General features: G+C 59.0%; 11 protein-coding genes. 7 read left to right on the forward strand and 4 right to left on the reverse strand.

Translation table 11 applies throughout. The features are described 5' to 3' along the window. The first annotated feature begins 128 nt into the window (after positions 1-128). Positions 129-1,340 carry a cytochrome c biogenesis protein DipZ gene (locus C4J85_RS13880; RefSeq protein ID WP_124409929.1) on the forward strand — a complete coding sequence of 404 codons (1,212 nt, stop codon included), beginning with the start codon at positions 129-131 and terminating at the stop codon, positions 1,338-1,340. Positions 1,341-1,389: 49 nt separating this feature from the next. Here C4J85_RS13880 and C4J85_RS13885 read toward each other — a convergent pair whose 3' ends face one another. Then, positions 1,390-1,638 (reverse strand): DUF6137 domain-containing protein, encoded by a 249-nt coding sequence (locus C4J85_RS13885; RefSeq protein WP_124409930.1) that lies wholly within the window; start codon positions 1,636-1,638, stop codon positions 1,390-1,392. Between the two features lie 270 nt (positions 1,639-1,908). On the opposite strand from C4J85_RS13885, the gene C4J85_RS13890 reads away from it, so the two are divergent. Then, complete coding sequence (locus tag C4J85_RS13890; protein WP_124409931.1) at positions 1,909-5,616, forward strand: hypothetical protein; 3,708 nt, start codon at positions 1,909-1,911, stop codon at positions 5,614-5,616. On the opposite strand, the gene C4J85_RS13895 is transcribed toward C4J85_RS13890, so the two are convergent. Further along, positions 5,592-6,926: an ATP-binding protein gene (locus C4J85_RS13895; RefSeq protein ID WP_124409932.1), complete on the reverse strand. Its 1,335-nt coding sequence runs from the start codon at positions 6,924-6,926 to the stop codon at positions 5,592-5,594. The genes C4J85_RS13890 and C4J85_RS13895 overlap by 25 nt on opposite strands. Continuing rightward, positions 6,923-7,663, reverse strand: a complete 741-nt coding sequence (locus C4J85_RS13900) for a response regulator (protein ID WP_124370718.1) — start codon at positions 7,661-7,663, stop codon at positions 6,923-6,925. Before C4J85_RS13900 ends, C4J85_RS13895 begins: the two co-directional genes overlap by 4 nt. 268 nt (positions 7,664-7,931) lie before the next feature. Here C4J85_RS13900 and C4J85_RS13905 point away from each other — a divergent pair, with 268 nt between their 5' ends. The 4 genes from C4J85_RS13905 to C4J85_RS13920 all read left to right on the forward strand — a co-directional run bounded on the left by C4J85_RS13905 (position 7,932) and on the right by C4J85_RS13920 (position 11,703). Continuing rightward, the gene (locus C4J85_RS13905; RefSeq protein ID WP_256657772.1) at positions 7,932-9,254 is read left to right on the forward strand and encodes an epoxide hydrolase family protein; all 1,323 of its coding nucleotides are present in this window, start codon (positions 7,932-7,934) and stop codon (positions 9,252-9,254) included. Between the two features lie 61 nt (positions 9,255-9,315). After that, on the forward strand, positions 9,316-10,389 hold the full coding sequence (locus tag C4J85_RS13910) for an alpha/beta fold hydrolase (RefSeq protein WP_124409934.1): 1,074 nt from the start codon (positions 9,316-9,318) through the stop codon (positions 10,387-10,389). Positions 10,390-10,403: 14 nt separating this feature from the next. Beyond that, positions 10,404-10,904: a cytochrome P460 family protein gene (locus tag C4J85_RS13915; RefSeq protein WP_124409935.1), complete on the forward strand. Its 501-nt coding sequence runs from the start codon at positions 10,404-10,406 to the stop codon at positions 10,902-10,904. A 22-nt stretch (positions 10,905-10,926) separates the two neighbouring features. Further along, on the forward strand, positions 10,927-11,703 hold the full coding sequence (locus C4J85_RS13920) for an alpha/beta fold hydrolase (protein ID WP_124367067.1): 777 nt from the start codon (positions 10,927-10,929) through the stop codon (positions 11,701-11,703). A 41-nt stretch (positions 11,704-11,744) separates the two neighbouring features. Here the strand turns inward: C4J85_RS13920 and C4J85_RS13925 are convergent, their stop codons facing one another. After that, positions 11,745-12,464, reverse strand: coding sequence for a helix-turn-helix transcriptional regulator (locus C4J85_RS13925; RefSeq protein ID WP_124409936.1), 720 nt, complete (start codon positions 12,462-12,464; stop codon positions 11,745-11,747). Positions 12,465-12,538: 74 nt separating this feature from the next. Between C4J85_RS13925 and C4J85_RS13930 the strand changes: the two genes are divergently transcribed. Then, positions 12,539-13,714 carry a cytochrome P450 gene (locus tag C4J85_RS13930; protein ID WP_164487863.1) on the forward strand — a complete coding sequence of 392 codons (1,176 nt, stop codon included), beginning with the start codon at positions 12,539-12,541 and terminating at the stop codon, positions 13,712-13,714. Positions 13,715-13,756: the final 42 nt, after the last annotated feature.

Below are 13,756 nucleotides of genomic sequence, written 5' to 3' on the forward strand. Positions count from 1 at the left end.
GTATCTACAGGCCCTGCGGATACTTGCGGATTCAATAGACCGCTTTACCGACACATCCGCGATACTTGCAGGCGATTCAATTGGCTCCAGCGAGGGACACCCCCTCGGCCAATTGAGCAGGTAGCGCCATGTTCTTGATCGCCTTTCTCGGCGGCATCGTCACGGTACTCAGCCCGTGCATTCTTCCCGTCGTGCCCTTTTTATTCGCCCGTGCCGATCGCTCGTCAGCGTCGGTGGTGTGGACACTGCTCGGCCTGGCGCTGACCTTTGCCCTCGTGTCCAGCCTCGCCGTGGTCAGCAGTGACTGGGTAGTGACGGCCAACGGTATCGGTCGCCAGCTCGCCCTTGTGGTGCTGGTAGTGTTCGCCTTGTCGTTGCTTTCCGCCAAGGTCGGTAATGGATTGATGCGGCCGTTGACGGCACTGGGTAATCGCCTCGATCCCGCCACGCGCAGATTGTCGGGGCCCGGCGCATCGCTGCTGATCGGGGTCGCAACCGGCTTGCTCTGGGCACCGTGCGCGGGGCCCATCCTCGGGATCATCCTGACCGGCGCAATGCTTCAAGGCCCGAGCGCGCACACCAGCCTGCTGCTGTTGGCCTACGGCTTGGGCAGTGCCGTCTCGTTGGGCGTGCTGATCTTCGCGGGCCGAGGCCTGGTGTCTCGGTTGAAGTTGTCACTGCCCGTGATCGCCTGGCTGCGGCGCGGCACTGGTTTGGCCGCGCTGGTGGTTGCGGGGGTGATCGCCAGTGGCTCGCAAAGCCAACTGCTTGCCGGCACTTCATCCCAGGGCGCTGCCAGGCTGGAGCAGTCGCTGCTGAGCGGCGTGCCCAAAACCATTGATTACCTGGTGGACAGCGTCAAGGCCGCGACCACACCTGACGTGAGTGCGAAGGGTGAAATGCCGTCCCTGTCGGGTGCTGTCCAGTGGCTGAATTCACCCGAACTGAGCAAGGAGGCCTTGCGGGGCAAAGTGGTGCTGGTGGACTTCTGGACGTTCGACTGCATCAATTGCCAGCGCAGCATTCCGTATGTGAACGAGTGGGCACGCAAATACGAGAAGGAGGGGCTGGTTGTCATCGGCGTGCACACCCCGGAGTATCCCTTTGAAAGGGTGATAGACAACGTGCGCAAAAACGTAGCGAAGCTGGACCTCAACTACCCGATCGCGATCGACAACAACTATGCGATCTGGCGCGCATTCGACAATCAGTACTGGCCCGCACACTACCTCGTCGACGCCGAAGGCAAGATCCGCTACACCCACTTCGGCGAAGGCAGCTATGACACTCAGGAAAAAGTGATCCAGCAGTTGCTGGCGGAGGCTAAGAACAAGGGGTGATCACCGGGCGCCCGGGCTCGCGACGGAGCGGTGTGCTATGGCAAGACGGTCAGATGACGATGTTATGTGTAACCCTTGCGTGCAGCATATGCATTAACTTCTCGATGGAGAACGATCGTTCGATCGAGGTCAACATACCGGTCTGGATGTCGAGCGTTGCTTCGAGCCGACTGAAGACCTGCTCCCAGTCGCGTGTATTCAATTCAACCCAGTCGAGGGCCGTAACCTCTATAGGGGCCGCGCCGGTAACATTGCAGATCGTGTGAATGATGAGTTGGCGAATGAAGTAAGGAGTCATGAGCGTAGCCATTTTATGATGATATTTGGTTTGAAAAATAACACTATTTGGTAAAAGTTAAATTAACTAGGCAGAGAGATCTAGCTGGAGAATGGCAAGTTTTACTTTATGTAGGATGGCGGCGTAATATATTTCCTATATTTTTGTAGGAGTCTTTATATTTGCACCATAATCATTAGTTGGTTGGGTATCCAATGTAGTGTGTCCAGCTATTGCCTGCACAGTAACCTCAAGGCTCTAGTGTTTTAAATGTTCTTTGAGTACTAAACCATGCCTACACACGAAGAACCGATCCACGCACCCAAGGTGGATCGACTGCTGCGCATTCGGAGGATGGAAGCCCTGGGGAATCTTGTCCTGCCCGTCTTTCCGATCGCCCCATTGCCGACCGCAGTGCCGGGCAACCTGGCACAGGCGGATGACGCGGTATCAATTTACGCGGCCGCTTTTGAGAAGGCTTTTCCGCAGTTGATGCGCAGCGTGGAGGACGTTTGTGGCCCCGCGCCCTGGATCGTGCGTAGCGCAGGTAACGAGGACCTGGCGAATCACGTCAATGCCGGCGGCTACGAAAGCCTGATATGTCCCGAGCCACAAGCGTTGATACAGTGCATTGCCGCTGTGGCCATGAGTGGATTGACCGAGCATGCACGACGCCAGCTTGCGCTCTCGGAGCGTGACGATCATGTCGGGGCTATTCCATGCTTTGTGCAGCCGCTGCTGAAGATTGGTGTCTGCGGCGATGTCGGTCACGATCATTCGCCGTATCTGGACACGGCAGTTCTCGATCACATGGAGGCGGTATGTAACGAGCTGATGCAGACGTTTGACTTCATAGCGATCGATTGCGAATGGGGCCTTGAGACGACGCTTGGTTTTGTGTCCGTGACCACCGTCATGCCGAGAAATCCACAACTGATGAACGTCGCGCATACGATGGGTTTCGGTTTTGCCAGCGCTCAGAATACCGGCTCGCTGGCGACGGCCTTGGTCCTGCGTCCGGCCTGCTCAAACCTCAGGCTATGGCGCGGCCGCCATCTGCGCGAGACGACGGTGCTACGGATGCATCTGCTGCAGGCGCGGCCGGCGTATGCTGACGATGCATTTCGCGATCGTTATGTGTTGACCGATGTATGCCGTGAAGCGTTGATCGGGCGCTACGATGTCGTGGAAGCAAGCTTGTTAACGCTGGGTGCCCAATCCTCGGGCCGCGCACTGGTGGCACCGAATCTTATGAGCGCTTGGCGTCGGTATCTTGCGCTCAGTCCAGGGGAGCAGGCCGATGTGGCGGTGGTGATAGTCGACGAAGGCAGTGCGGAGGAACACGCAGGTATCATGTTCCGCCAGCAGGGGATTACGTGCGTCAGGATGGACACACGACGCATGCCAGCCGGAGCCGACTGCGTTGTATTTGATCGCGGCGCCTGCATTCTCGGCGACTGGACGATGCTGCGATCAATTCAGAGTGAGCTACGCCGAGAGTTGGTGTTGCCTGACGACTGTGCCCTTATCTTCACCGATGAAGTGCTGGTACCTGGCGGCGAGCTGACGCGAGACTGCATCGATGTCCTCGCCCAGTTGCGTCGCCTGCCGGTCGCGCGTGAAGTCAAGGAGCAGCTGTTCGCACGTAGCGAACAGCCGATGCCGGCGAGGTGGATGCACCGCGCCGATGGCGTAGTGGAGTCACCCTCTTTGCTCGCGGCAATCGGGCGGTCAAAGCACCCAGGGTATGTCGGCGAATGCTGTGCACTGACTGAATTTGCGAGAGACTACCAACGTGCCGTCCAAGTGTCACAGGATGCGCCGCCGCGCGAACTGCGCACACTGTACGCGCTGTCGTCTGTGACACGCACGTTGGTCGCGAGTGGTGACCTTCGAATCGTCATGGCACTGCTCGACTGTGAGGTGGCGGCGTCCTGGGTACCGCCGCAAACGTTGTGCCGTCTGCTCGATTCGGCAACCGTGCAATTGAAGGCGCTTCGACGCGACAACGCCGTGTTGGTTCTTGAAAGCGTATCCTTCGTCAGGACGGAGTGCGCGCGACTGCCGGTTTATGTGTTGGAAGACGCCGTCTCTTACCTCGACGCATTGGCGCACGCTCTTGAAGACGGCTTGTTTGCCGACACGATGATATCCATACATTCATTGGAGTTGCCGATCGCAAGTGCAATCCTGCTTATGCGGCAGGCGCTCGATAATCCTACTGTCGTTGAACCGGTGGACGCATTCCGGCAGTCAGTCGCGTTGTTTAGAGGCATTGTGTCGGGTGGCGATGCGACGACAAGGCTTCCTCAGCAACTCAACGATACTTATTTCACACTCCGGGGCGCGCTGCACAAGGCAGGTCTGGAAAACGTCGCCGAGCAGATCAGAGGATCGCTGGTCGAAACGTACGACGCCTCATTAAAAGGGCTACTCGGGCGCGCGGTGGAGGAGGGCGACGACAGCAGCTACCGCCGCTACCTCAACGTGATGCAATGCTGGATCGAATTCCTGAGCATCGGATCGCTGTCTGAGCGCGATGCCGTGGTGCTTAAGTGCTTTCAAACTTGGCTGCGTCAGTGGACTGATGAGGCGATCCCTGAGTCATTCGAGATACAGGACCGTAACTGGCAGTTCGAGTTTGACGCCATTGTGGTTTCCCGCGAGACCGCGCAGCGATACGAAAATCCGCATGTTCTACACAATCTGCTCCACCAATACGCTCTAGCGGGACTACGGCTTGATACGCTGGGGCTACCACGACGCGTACAAGCGCTCGAGCACTTTTGCTCGACGTTTAGTAGTCGCTCGACGAAGGTTCTGCGTTTCGAGCGAGAGTTGCTCGAGATCCAGATTCCGATGGGAACGCACAAGGCGAGCTACGTGTTCACGCCAAGGCAGATCTCGGTAGAGTGGACGGAGCCGCCTGATTGCCCCGATGGCGAAATCGCGAGGATCCTGGCGTTTGAAATATTCCTGGATCGATTCCGCAGTTCGATGTTCCCAACAATGACGATCCGGCGCGAGCAAGTGCTGGGTACCTGGACGCTGTTCATCCGCCTCAATGCGCAAGGATCAGGTCCCTGGAATTACGAGCATTTATGGCACTTTGTGGTCGCCACGCGTTTGCTATTCGACGCCTCTTACGATTTCTCGTATGTCGCCAACGAAGCCGTCGACGCTTTCGCCGAACATTTCGACGGGTTGGAATGGGAGGCGATACTCACCACGCTGATAAGGCATCGGGCGGTGCTTGAAGACGCGTCACAGTACGTTGCCTTGCATGCCCTGCCGATGTCGTCGACGGTCGCCGCTATTGCGCAGAGCCGGGTCGTTCGTGGTCTGCTCTTACGTTGTCAGCGCAGGGGGTTCGATTACTGCCGGGGCTTAATTGACGGGTATGCACGTTGGCTGAATGTGGAGGCCAAGAACGATGGGCGGTGGTATGAACGCTATGAGTCGCTTCGGCAGGCCAGTCTTTTCCTGGCGGCCAAGTGGCCAGGCAAGGCACTTTCGGAGCTCGCCAGGCGGGTCGTGTTCAATATCGGCGATGACCTGATCGCGGCCTGCCTGTTCAAACGCTCGGACCTGGCGGATGACCTCCGGCAAATCGTGGCGGTGAGATCGTCAACACTGTCGGGAATGCCGGGGATGATCGTGCGACATGCCCCCGAAATTGCTGTGGCGGGCCGTGGTGTATCGGCTCTGGCTGAGCAACTGGTCGGCACTGGAGTTCGGTTTCGCCGCGCTAAACATTTTTTGGTCGCTCGGTTCGGCGACCGTCTTGATCAGGACCTGTTAGCGGCTCTACTACGGGACTTGGACACGGTTCCGTGGGGATATACCGCCGCCGTTGAGCAGGCCATCCAGACGCAGCTATTGATTCGCGGGCCTGTCTGTCGATTTGAACTGGAAAAAGGCATTGATTGGACGACGCTGGATTCGTGGCCGACTGTTGTGCAAAGGCATCCCGCCTACTTAGGGCCGACCGTGTGTTGACCCGAGAGCCTCGGCGGCAGTGTCAACTGCGCACACAGACCGCCACCCTCCCTGTTCCCCAAGCGCAGAGAGCCTTGCAGGCTAACTGCCAGTTGTTGCGAAATCGCCAGGCCCAGTCCCGTACCACCGGTTTCCCGGTTTCGCGAGTTCTCCACGCGATAAAAAGGTTTCAGCACTTCGGGCAATTGGTGGTCAGGTATGCCGGGGCCACGGTCCAGCACTTGAATCAGCAGCCCACCGTCCGGCTGGCGCTGTGCGAGGATTTGCACCTCTGATCCGAACTTCAAAGCGTTGTCCAAGAGGTTCACCAACACCCTGCGTAGCGCATGGGGGCGGGTATCGATGGCTGCGCCGCCGTCAGCCTTTAACTTCACTAGCTTGCCGGTATCGAGGTAGTCAAAGACCAGGCTTTCCAGAAAGGAATCGACATCCACGCGCCGGCTGGGCTCATCGGAACCCGCCATGCTCCGCGCGTAGGCCACACCTTCCTGGACCAGGTGCTGCATTTCCTCCAGGTCGTTGCAGAGCTTGTCCTTTTCCATCGAATCGTCCATGAACTCCGCGCGAAGCTTCATCCGTGTGATCGGGGTTTGCAGGTCGTGGGAAATCGCTGCCAACAGCTGCATGCGTTCCTTGACGTAGTTCGCAATGCGCTCCTGCAGGGTATTGAAGGCGACGGCCGCGTAGACCACTTCGATTGGCCCTTCCTCCTTGAGCGGTTCGCCCTGGCCATTCGGATCCAGGCCGTCTACCGCCTGGGAAAGCCGCGTCAGTGGCCGTATGACCGTGCGTACGGCGAGCCAGGTGCAGACGAACAGCAGCAACAGTTGCGCAACCAGAACTGCCGGTAACCACGGTGATAGCGGCATCACCAAGGGTCTTACATCAATCGTCAGGGGGCTGCCGTCCTTGAGGCGCAAGTGGGCCTGATAATGAGGGCGCGCATCGGCAATACCGCTGAAGCTCAATGGGTAGTCCCGGCCCAGCGTGGCTTGCATGGAGCGCACGGAGACGGGAGCGCTGGTCATGTCCATTGGCGTGCCCGGCTGGCCCTCATCAAGTTCGTATCGGTAGTTGGGGTGTTCCAGGCGCGGCAACCATGCCTCACGCTCATTGGCCGGCAACCGCTCCAGTATCGCCAGTGAGGTGGTCAGGTCTTGTTCGAAATTGTCCAGCATCAACATCTTGGCACTTTGGTAGCGCTCATAGAACTGCAGCCCGAATGACAATCCATGGGCCACCGCCAGGCTCACCAGGAAGATCAGTGTCAACCGCGAGGCCAACGTGCGCGGCCAACGCGTCATGGTCATGGCTGTGCTCCTGACACTTGCACCGCGTAGGTAAAGACATAGCCCTCGCTGCGAACAGTCTTGATGTAGGCGGGATCGCGGGCATCGTCCTGCAGCCGGTGGCGCAGCCGGCTGACGAGCAAGTCAATCGATCGATCAAAGAGGTCGGCGTCCCGGCCCTGGGTGAGGTTGAGCAGCTGATCGCGGTTCAGCACGCGCTGGGGGTGATCGAGGAAGACGCGCAGCAAGCGATACTCGCCGCCACTTAACGTCACGATGGTGCCTTCGCTGTCCAGCAGGTGTCGAGCCGTGGTGTCCAGCCGCCATTTGCCGAATGCGAGCAGCCGGCCTGCTTCGGTGACGATCAGGTTGGGCGGCAACATGCGTGTGCGACGGAGCACGGCATTGATTCGCGCCAGTAACTCCCGGGCGACAAAGGGCTTGACCAGGTAATCGTCGGCGCCCATCTCCAGGCCGATGATTCGATCCGTATCGTCATTGCGCGCGGTCAGCATCAGAATCGGCGTGGCCTTATGCTTGCCTGCACGCAGTTCCCGACACAGCACCAGCCCATCGTCTCCGGGCATCATGATGTCCATCACAATCAAGTCGACCGGCGTGGACGCCAGAAAGGCCCGCATCTGGCGACCGTCCGCCACTACCGTCGTGCGCAGTCCGTTTTTCTGAAGATAGTTCCCCACCAGCTCTCTGATCTCGCGGTCATCGTCGACGATGAGGATGTGATCTACGTGCTCCACTTGACTCACCTTTATCCCTGTTTAACAGCGTTGAAGAAGGTCGCGTCGAGTATATCCAGGTGACGCTTTCCAGCTGGTAAAACTTTTGCACCAGACTCGCCTGGGTGGGTTTGTATCGTTGTGTATCTGCGCCCCGGCCCGATACACAGTGATTCGTTCAAGGCGGTTGGTGACACATACCGGATACCTGCGGGGCGTTAAATGAACCCATCGAGAAGGCGCAGTCCTTCTTCAACTGATGGCTCATCTAACGCTCGGAGATCTCGTTATGCCCTGGAAAAACCCCGTGAGGATGGGCGTGTTTGGTTTGGCCCTGGTCGCAGGCAGCGGCGGTGCCTGGGCCGCCGAAGCGTCAGTTGCCAGTTCGGCCGCGACCCAACCCGAATCGATTCGGCCTTACCGAATTCATGTCGATGAAGCTCAACTGACCGATCTCAAACAGCGCATTGCCGCGACCCGCTGGCCAGACAAAGAGACGGTCAATGACGTCTCCCAAGGCGTGCAGCTGGCCCAGGTTCAGGCGTTGGTGAAGTATTGGGGCAACGGCTATGACTGGCGCAAGGCCGAAGCGAAGCTCAATGCGCTGCCCGAATTCATCACCACCATTGACGGCGTGGATATCCAGTTCATCCATGTCCGCTCGCGCAACCCCAACGCGATGCCGCTGCTGCTGACACATGGATGGCCGGGCTCGCAGTTCGAGTTCCTGAAGACCATCGGCCCGCTGACCGACCCTGTGGCTTACGGCGGTAAGGTCGAAGATTCGTTCGACGTGATCATCCCCTCGATCCCCGGACACGGCTTTTCCGGCAAGCCCACTGAGTTGGGCTGGGGGCCGGATCGCGTCGCGAAGGCGTGGGATGTGCTCATGAAGCGTCTCGGATACTCCCACTATGTTTCCCAGGGTGGTGATCACGGCTCGGTGATATCGGATGCGCTGGGTCGCCTGAATCCGCCGGGCCTGTTGGGCATTCACTTGAACATGCCGGCCACCATCCCGCCTGAGCTGGTCAAGCCGATCAACAGTGGTGACCCGGCACCTGTCGGGCTCAGCGAGCCTGAACGGAGGGCGTTTGAGTCCTTGAGTACGTTCTTCGGCCGCAACGCTGCCTACGGCGCGATGATGGTGACCCGCCCGCAGACCATCGGCTACCTGCTGGCCGATTCACCCACCGGTACGGCGGCGTGGATGTACGAAAAAATCGCCGCCTGGACCGACAGCAACGGTCAGCCTGAACGGGTACTTAGCCGTGACGAGATGCTGGACGATATCAGCCTGTACTGGCTGACGAACGTCGGCGCATCGTCATCGCGTTTCTACTGGGAAAACAACAACAACAATTTCAGCGCCGCCGCGCAAAACACCGCAAGCATCAAGGTGCCGGTGGCGATCACGGTCTTCCCCCACGAAATCTATCAGGCACCCAAAAGCTGGGCGCAACGCGCTTACCCCTCACTGGCCTACTACAACCAGGTTAACGAGGGCGGCCACTTCGCTTCCTGGGAACAACCGCAACTATTCAGCGAAGAATTGCGTGAGGCCTTCCGGCCACTGCGCGCCAAGCTCGGCGTAACGAAGACCGCTCAGTAACGCCTACCCAAACCCGTCAACACACCGGGCTGCTATGGGGCGGCTCGCTACGGAGAAAACCATGGAGATGACCTTGCGCAACACCCAGAATAAATCCAGGCGCCTGCGGGGTGTTACCCCCTCGCTTCTGGCAGCAGCGGTACTGCAATTCGGCGCCGTGGCGGCAGGGTTTGCCCAGGCCAGCGCTGCTGACGTACCGGCCTCCACGGTGGCCGTTATTACGCCGGGCGCTCACACTTCGCTGGGTGACCTCAAGCATGTGAAAGCGGGTCTGCTGGACGTTTCCTACGCGGAACTCGGCCCCGCCGATGGCCCGGTGGTTATTTTGCTGCACGGCTGGCCCTACGATATCAACGCCTTCGCTGATGTCGCGCCGGCTTTGGCGGACAAGGGCTATCGGGTGTTGATCCCGTCTGCCCGTGGGTATGGCGACACGCATTTTCTCTCGTCCAAGACCGTTCGCAATGGGCAACCCGCTGCGCTGGCCACCGACCTGATCGACTTCATGGATGCACTGAAAATCAACAAAGCCGTGCTGGGTGGATTCGACTGGGGCGCGCGCACTGCGGATATCGTTGCCGCACTGTGGCCGGAGCGCGTGAAAGCCCTGGTGGCGGTCAGCGGTTACCTGATCGGCAGCCAGGAAGCGGGCAAAGCACCACTGCCACCCGCCGCCGAGTTGCAGTGGTGGTACCAGTTCTACTTCGCAACCGAGCGCGGGCGTCTGGGCTACGAGAAAAACACCCATGACTTCGCCAAGCTCATCTGGAAGCTGGCGTCGCCAAAGTGGAATTTCGACGACGCCACCTTTGACCGCAGCGCGGCATCCCTGCAAAACCCGGATCACGTAGCCGTGTCGATTTTCAATTACCGCTGGCGCCTGGACCTGATCAAAGGCGAGCCCAGGTACGACGCGATCGAGAAGAAGCTGGCGGCATTCCCTTCCATCAGCGTGCCGACCATCACGATGGAAGGCGACGCGAACGGTGCGCCCCATCCACCGGCTGAAGCGTATGCAAAACGGTTCACCGGCAAGTATGAGTACCGCCTTATCAGCGGTGGAATAGGCCACAACCTGCCTCAGGAAGCGCCGCAGGCGTTCGCCCAGGCGGTGATTGACGCCGATCATCTCTGACAGGGAGCGTCACCATGAAACTCATGCATCTGTCCGGGGCTGTTGCAGCGCTTGCGCTCACCGTCGCTGGCCTCGCAATGGGCGATTCCGCTGGCGATGACGCTTCGCCGATCTACGGCGTGAAGATTCCCGAAGGCTATCGCCAGTGGCCGCTGATTGCGCCAGCCCAGGAAGCCGCGCCCTTGGATGAACTGCGCGCCGTGGTCGGCAATAACCTGGCAATCAAGGCCTATCAGGATTCAGCGCTGCCGTTTCCCGATGGCACGGTGCTGGTGAAACTGGCGTGGAAGCACGTCCAGTCGCCGGAATTCGAGCCCGCCTCGATACCCGGTGCGGCCACCACGGTTCAAGTCATGGTGAAGGATTCGAAGCAGTACGCGGCGACCGGTGGGTGGGGCTTTGGGCGTTTTATCAACGGCAAAGCGGTCGACCAGGCTCAGCACGAGACGTGTTTTGCCTGTCATCAAGCGCGCGTCAAAAACCATGATTTCGTGTTCACCCGGTACGCCCCATAACCCCAAGTTCAAGGAGTTCTCCATGAAGAAAATCATTGCCTCGCTGGCAGTCGCTGCCTCTGTGTTGGTCGGTGCTGACGCGTTCGCGCAGACTGAGAAGCCAACGGTCGTACTTGTTCACGGCGCCTTCGCCGACGCCTCGAGCTGGAACGGCGTGGTCAAAATCCTCGAAAAGGATGGCTACACCGTCGTCGCCGCAGCAAACCCGTTGCGCAGTGTGAAAAGTGATGCCGCATCCGTTGCGTCACTGATCGCGAGCATCAAGTCACCCGTGGTGCTGGTGGGGCATTCCTACGGCGGTAACGTCATCAGCGAAGCGGCTAATGACCAGGCCAACGTCAAGGCGCTGGTCTACGTGAGTGCGTTCGCTCCCGACACCGGCGAAACCGTCGCCGGCCTGGCTGGCAAGTTTCCCGGCAGCACCTTGGGGCCAACCCTCGCGGCACCGGTGCCATTGAGTGAGGGTGGCAAGGATCTGTACATCCAGCAGGACAAATTCCACGCGCAATTTGCCGCTGACGTGCCCGCCGCTGAAGCGGCAGTGATGGCCGCCACCCAGCGTCCGGTCACCGAAGCCGCGCTGAATGAGCCGTTTGCCACGCCGGCGTGGAAGCACATTCCAAGCTGGGCTATCTACGGCGACAAGGACAAGAACATTCCGCCCCAGGCACTGGCCTTCATGGCCAAGCGAGCGGAGGCTAAAGCCGTGGAAGTGGTGAAGGGCGCCTCCCATGTGGTGATGGTTTCAAACCCGGGGCCCGTTGCTCGCTTGATCGAGAGGGCCGCGTCTGCGAAATGATGAGCAGCGCTGCAAGCTACGGTATTGCGGAGCGCCCAGAGTTACTCGCACCCTTTTGCCGAACTCAGCATGATCCCGAATCGGTCAGACAGCTCCTTTCGTCCCTTGGATGTCACGGCCAGCGCTCGACTATCAAGGTCCTGGATCACCCACTCGCGGCTTATGACCGTCTGTAGAACAGCCGCTCCGAGTGCTCCGGCAAGATGTGGGCGGCGCATGCTCCAGTCCAGGCAAGAGCACGCGAAACGGCGTCGCTGGGCTCTTGCTTTTTCTATCCCGATACCGAGACCGCTCATGGCTTTTTCGCCGCTTGTCGTAAGCTGATACAGGCCTTCACCTGAAACCGGCACGGTTAACCAGCCTGACGCCATGAAATGGTCGTGCAGTTGTACTGCCAGTGTTCCTGCCATGTGGTCATAACAGGTGCGCGCGAACTGCAATCGGGTCGGGGTCGTGGACACATATTGTATCGCTGCGTTTTGGCTGATCACCATGAGAGCCTCAATAGCCTGGGCCACTTGCGCGTCAGCCAGACTGTAGTAGCGATGCCGGCCTTGGGTATGCAGCCTTACCAACCCGTCCTCTTTTAGCCTTGCCAAATGCGCGCTCGCCGTGGATGCGCTCACGTCGGCAATGACGGCCATTTCGGTACTGGTACGGGCGTGGCCGTCCATCAGCGAACACAGCATTTTCGTCCTCGCAGGTTCGGCTATCGCGCCGGCTACCCGAGAAATCGCGGTGTCATTGCTTTGAGCGTCCATATTTCGTTCCTGAGCGAATCGTCGCCATGAAGGGTGTTCGATAGTAGCTGTTCTTTGTGAACAGGATTTGTGGAATGACGCCTTTTGAAGCAGCGACCCATGCTGATCCTTACGCTTATTACTCGGGCCTCAGGCGACAAAAAGGCCTGTTATTCGATGCAGGTCTGCGTTTATGGATCGCAAGCAGCGCCAACGCTGTGGAAGCCATTCTGGGGCACCCCGACTGTCGGGTTCGCCCGCTGAACGAGCCGATACCTCCTGCCATTGCGCAGGGCGCGGCGGGCATGATTTTCGGTCGGTTGATGCGCATGAATGAGGGCCCGCGGCACCTGTGCCCCAGGATGGCTATCGAACCCGCCCTGGCCTCTGTAGAGGCGCAAAGCATCGCAGCCATCGCGTCACGCTTGATCGAGACGCTCGATAAGCCGCTCGAAGACCCGGATGAGTTGATGTTCACGTTACCGGTTTGCGTCGTTGCGGCCTTGTTAGGCCTCCCATCCAACCGGCTACAGGAAGTAGCTCGACTGACACGGAGCTTTGTCGCCTGCTTTTCGCCCTTAAGCGATGCAACTCAACTCGGTGAATCCAATTCCGCAGCCGCTGGGCTAAGCCAGTTATTCAGCGCGCTGCTGAGTAAGGACGATCAACGCAGCCGCTTCTTGAGCCATATCTGGAGCGGCTGCGAAGCCACCACCTGGAGAGATGATGAGGCATTGATCGCTAACCTGATCGGCCTGTTGTCACAGACCTGCGAAGCCACTGCGGGCCTGATCGGCAATACCCTTGTAGCGCTCAAGCGTAACCCTGGTCTGCTTGAAGACTTGCAAGCTGCGCCGATGCTCGTTGCAGACCTGGTGAAAGAGGTCGCGCGCTACGACTCGCCCGTGCAAAACACCCGGCGATTCGTTGCGAAACGATGCACTATCGAGGGCAGCCTCTTGGAGGCGGGTGATACGGTTCTAGTGTTACTCGCTTCAGCGAACAGGGATTCCTCTGCGAACCCGGACCCCGATAGCTTCTTGCTCAAACGAACTAATCGACGCCAATTCAGCTTCGGCTCTGGTAGACATGAATGCCCAGGCCAGCAACTTGCATTGACGATCGCCGCCGAGGCGATTTCGGCATGGCTACATCGCAAGCCAGCCTCGTCTGATCGTCATTATCAGTGGAGCTATTTACCCTCTCTTAATAGCCGCATTCCCTGGTTTTATCGTGATAGGGAACTCAGTAGCGATCGCAGTTATGTGTGAAGCATGGCTGCACGAAGAGTAACCGCCTTGCCTGACGTAATA

The sequence above is a fragment of the Pseudomonas sp. R4-34-07 genome, assembly GCF_003852375.1.
Classification (GTDB): domain Bacteria; phylum Pseudomonadota; class Gammaproteobacteria; order Pseudomonadales; family Pseudomonadaceae; genus Aquipseudomonas.

Excerpts from the sequence above, each read along its gene's own strand:
- C4J85_RS13885 (WP_124409930.1), bottom strand. The coding sequence starts at position 1,638 with ATGACTCCTTACTTCATTCGCCAACTCATCATTCACACGATCTGCAAT.
- C4J85_RS13910 (WP_124409934.1), top strand. The coding sequence starts at position 9,316 with ATGGAGATGACCTTGCGCAACACCCAGAATAAATCCAGGCGCCTGCGG.
- C4J85_RS13890 (WP_124409931.1), top strand. The coding sequence starts at position 1,909 with ATGCCTACACACGAAGAACCGATCCACGCACCCAAGGTGGATCGACTG.
- C4J85_RS13920 (WP_124367067.1), top strand. The coding sequence starts at position 10,927 with ATGAAGAAAATCATTGCCTCGCTGGCAGTCGCTGCCTCTGTGTTGGTC.
- C4J85_RS13880 (WP_124409929.1), top strand. The coding sequence starts at position 129 with ATGTTCTTGATCGCCTTTCTCGGCGGCATCGTCACGGTACTCAGCCCG.
- C4J85_RS13895 (WP_124409932.1), bottom strand. The coding sequence starts at position 6,926 with ATGACCATGACGCGTTGGCCGCGCACGTTGGCCTCGCGGTTGACACTG.
- C4J85_RS13915 (WP_124409935.1), top strand. The coding sequence starts at position 10,404 with ATGAAACTCATGCATCTGTCCGGGGCTGTTGCAGCGCTTGCGCTCACC.
- C4J85_RS13925 (WP_124409936.1), bottom strand. The coding sequence starts at position 12,464 with ATGGACGCTCAAAGCAATGACACCGCGATTTCTCGGGTAGCCGGCGCG.
- C4J85_RS13930 (WP_164487863.1), top strand. The coding sequence starts at position 12,539 with ATGACGCCTTTTGAAGCAGCGACCCATGCTGATCCTTACGCTTATTAC.
- C4J85_RS13905 (WP_256657772.1), top strand. The coding sequence starts at position 7,932 with ATGCCCTGGAAAAACCCCGTGAGGATGGGCGTGTTTGGTTTGGCCCTG.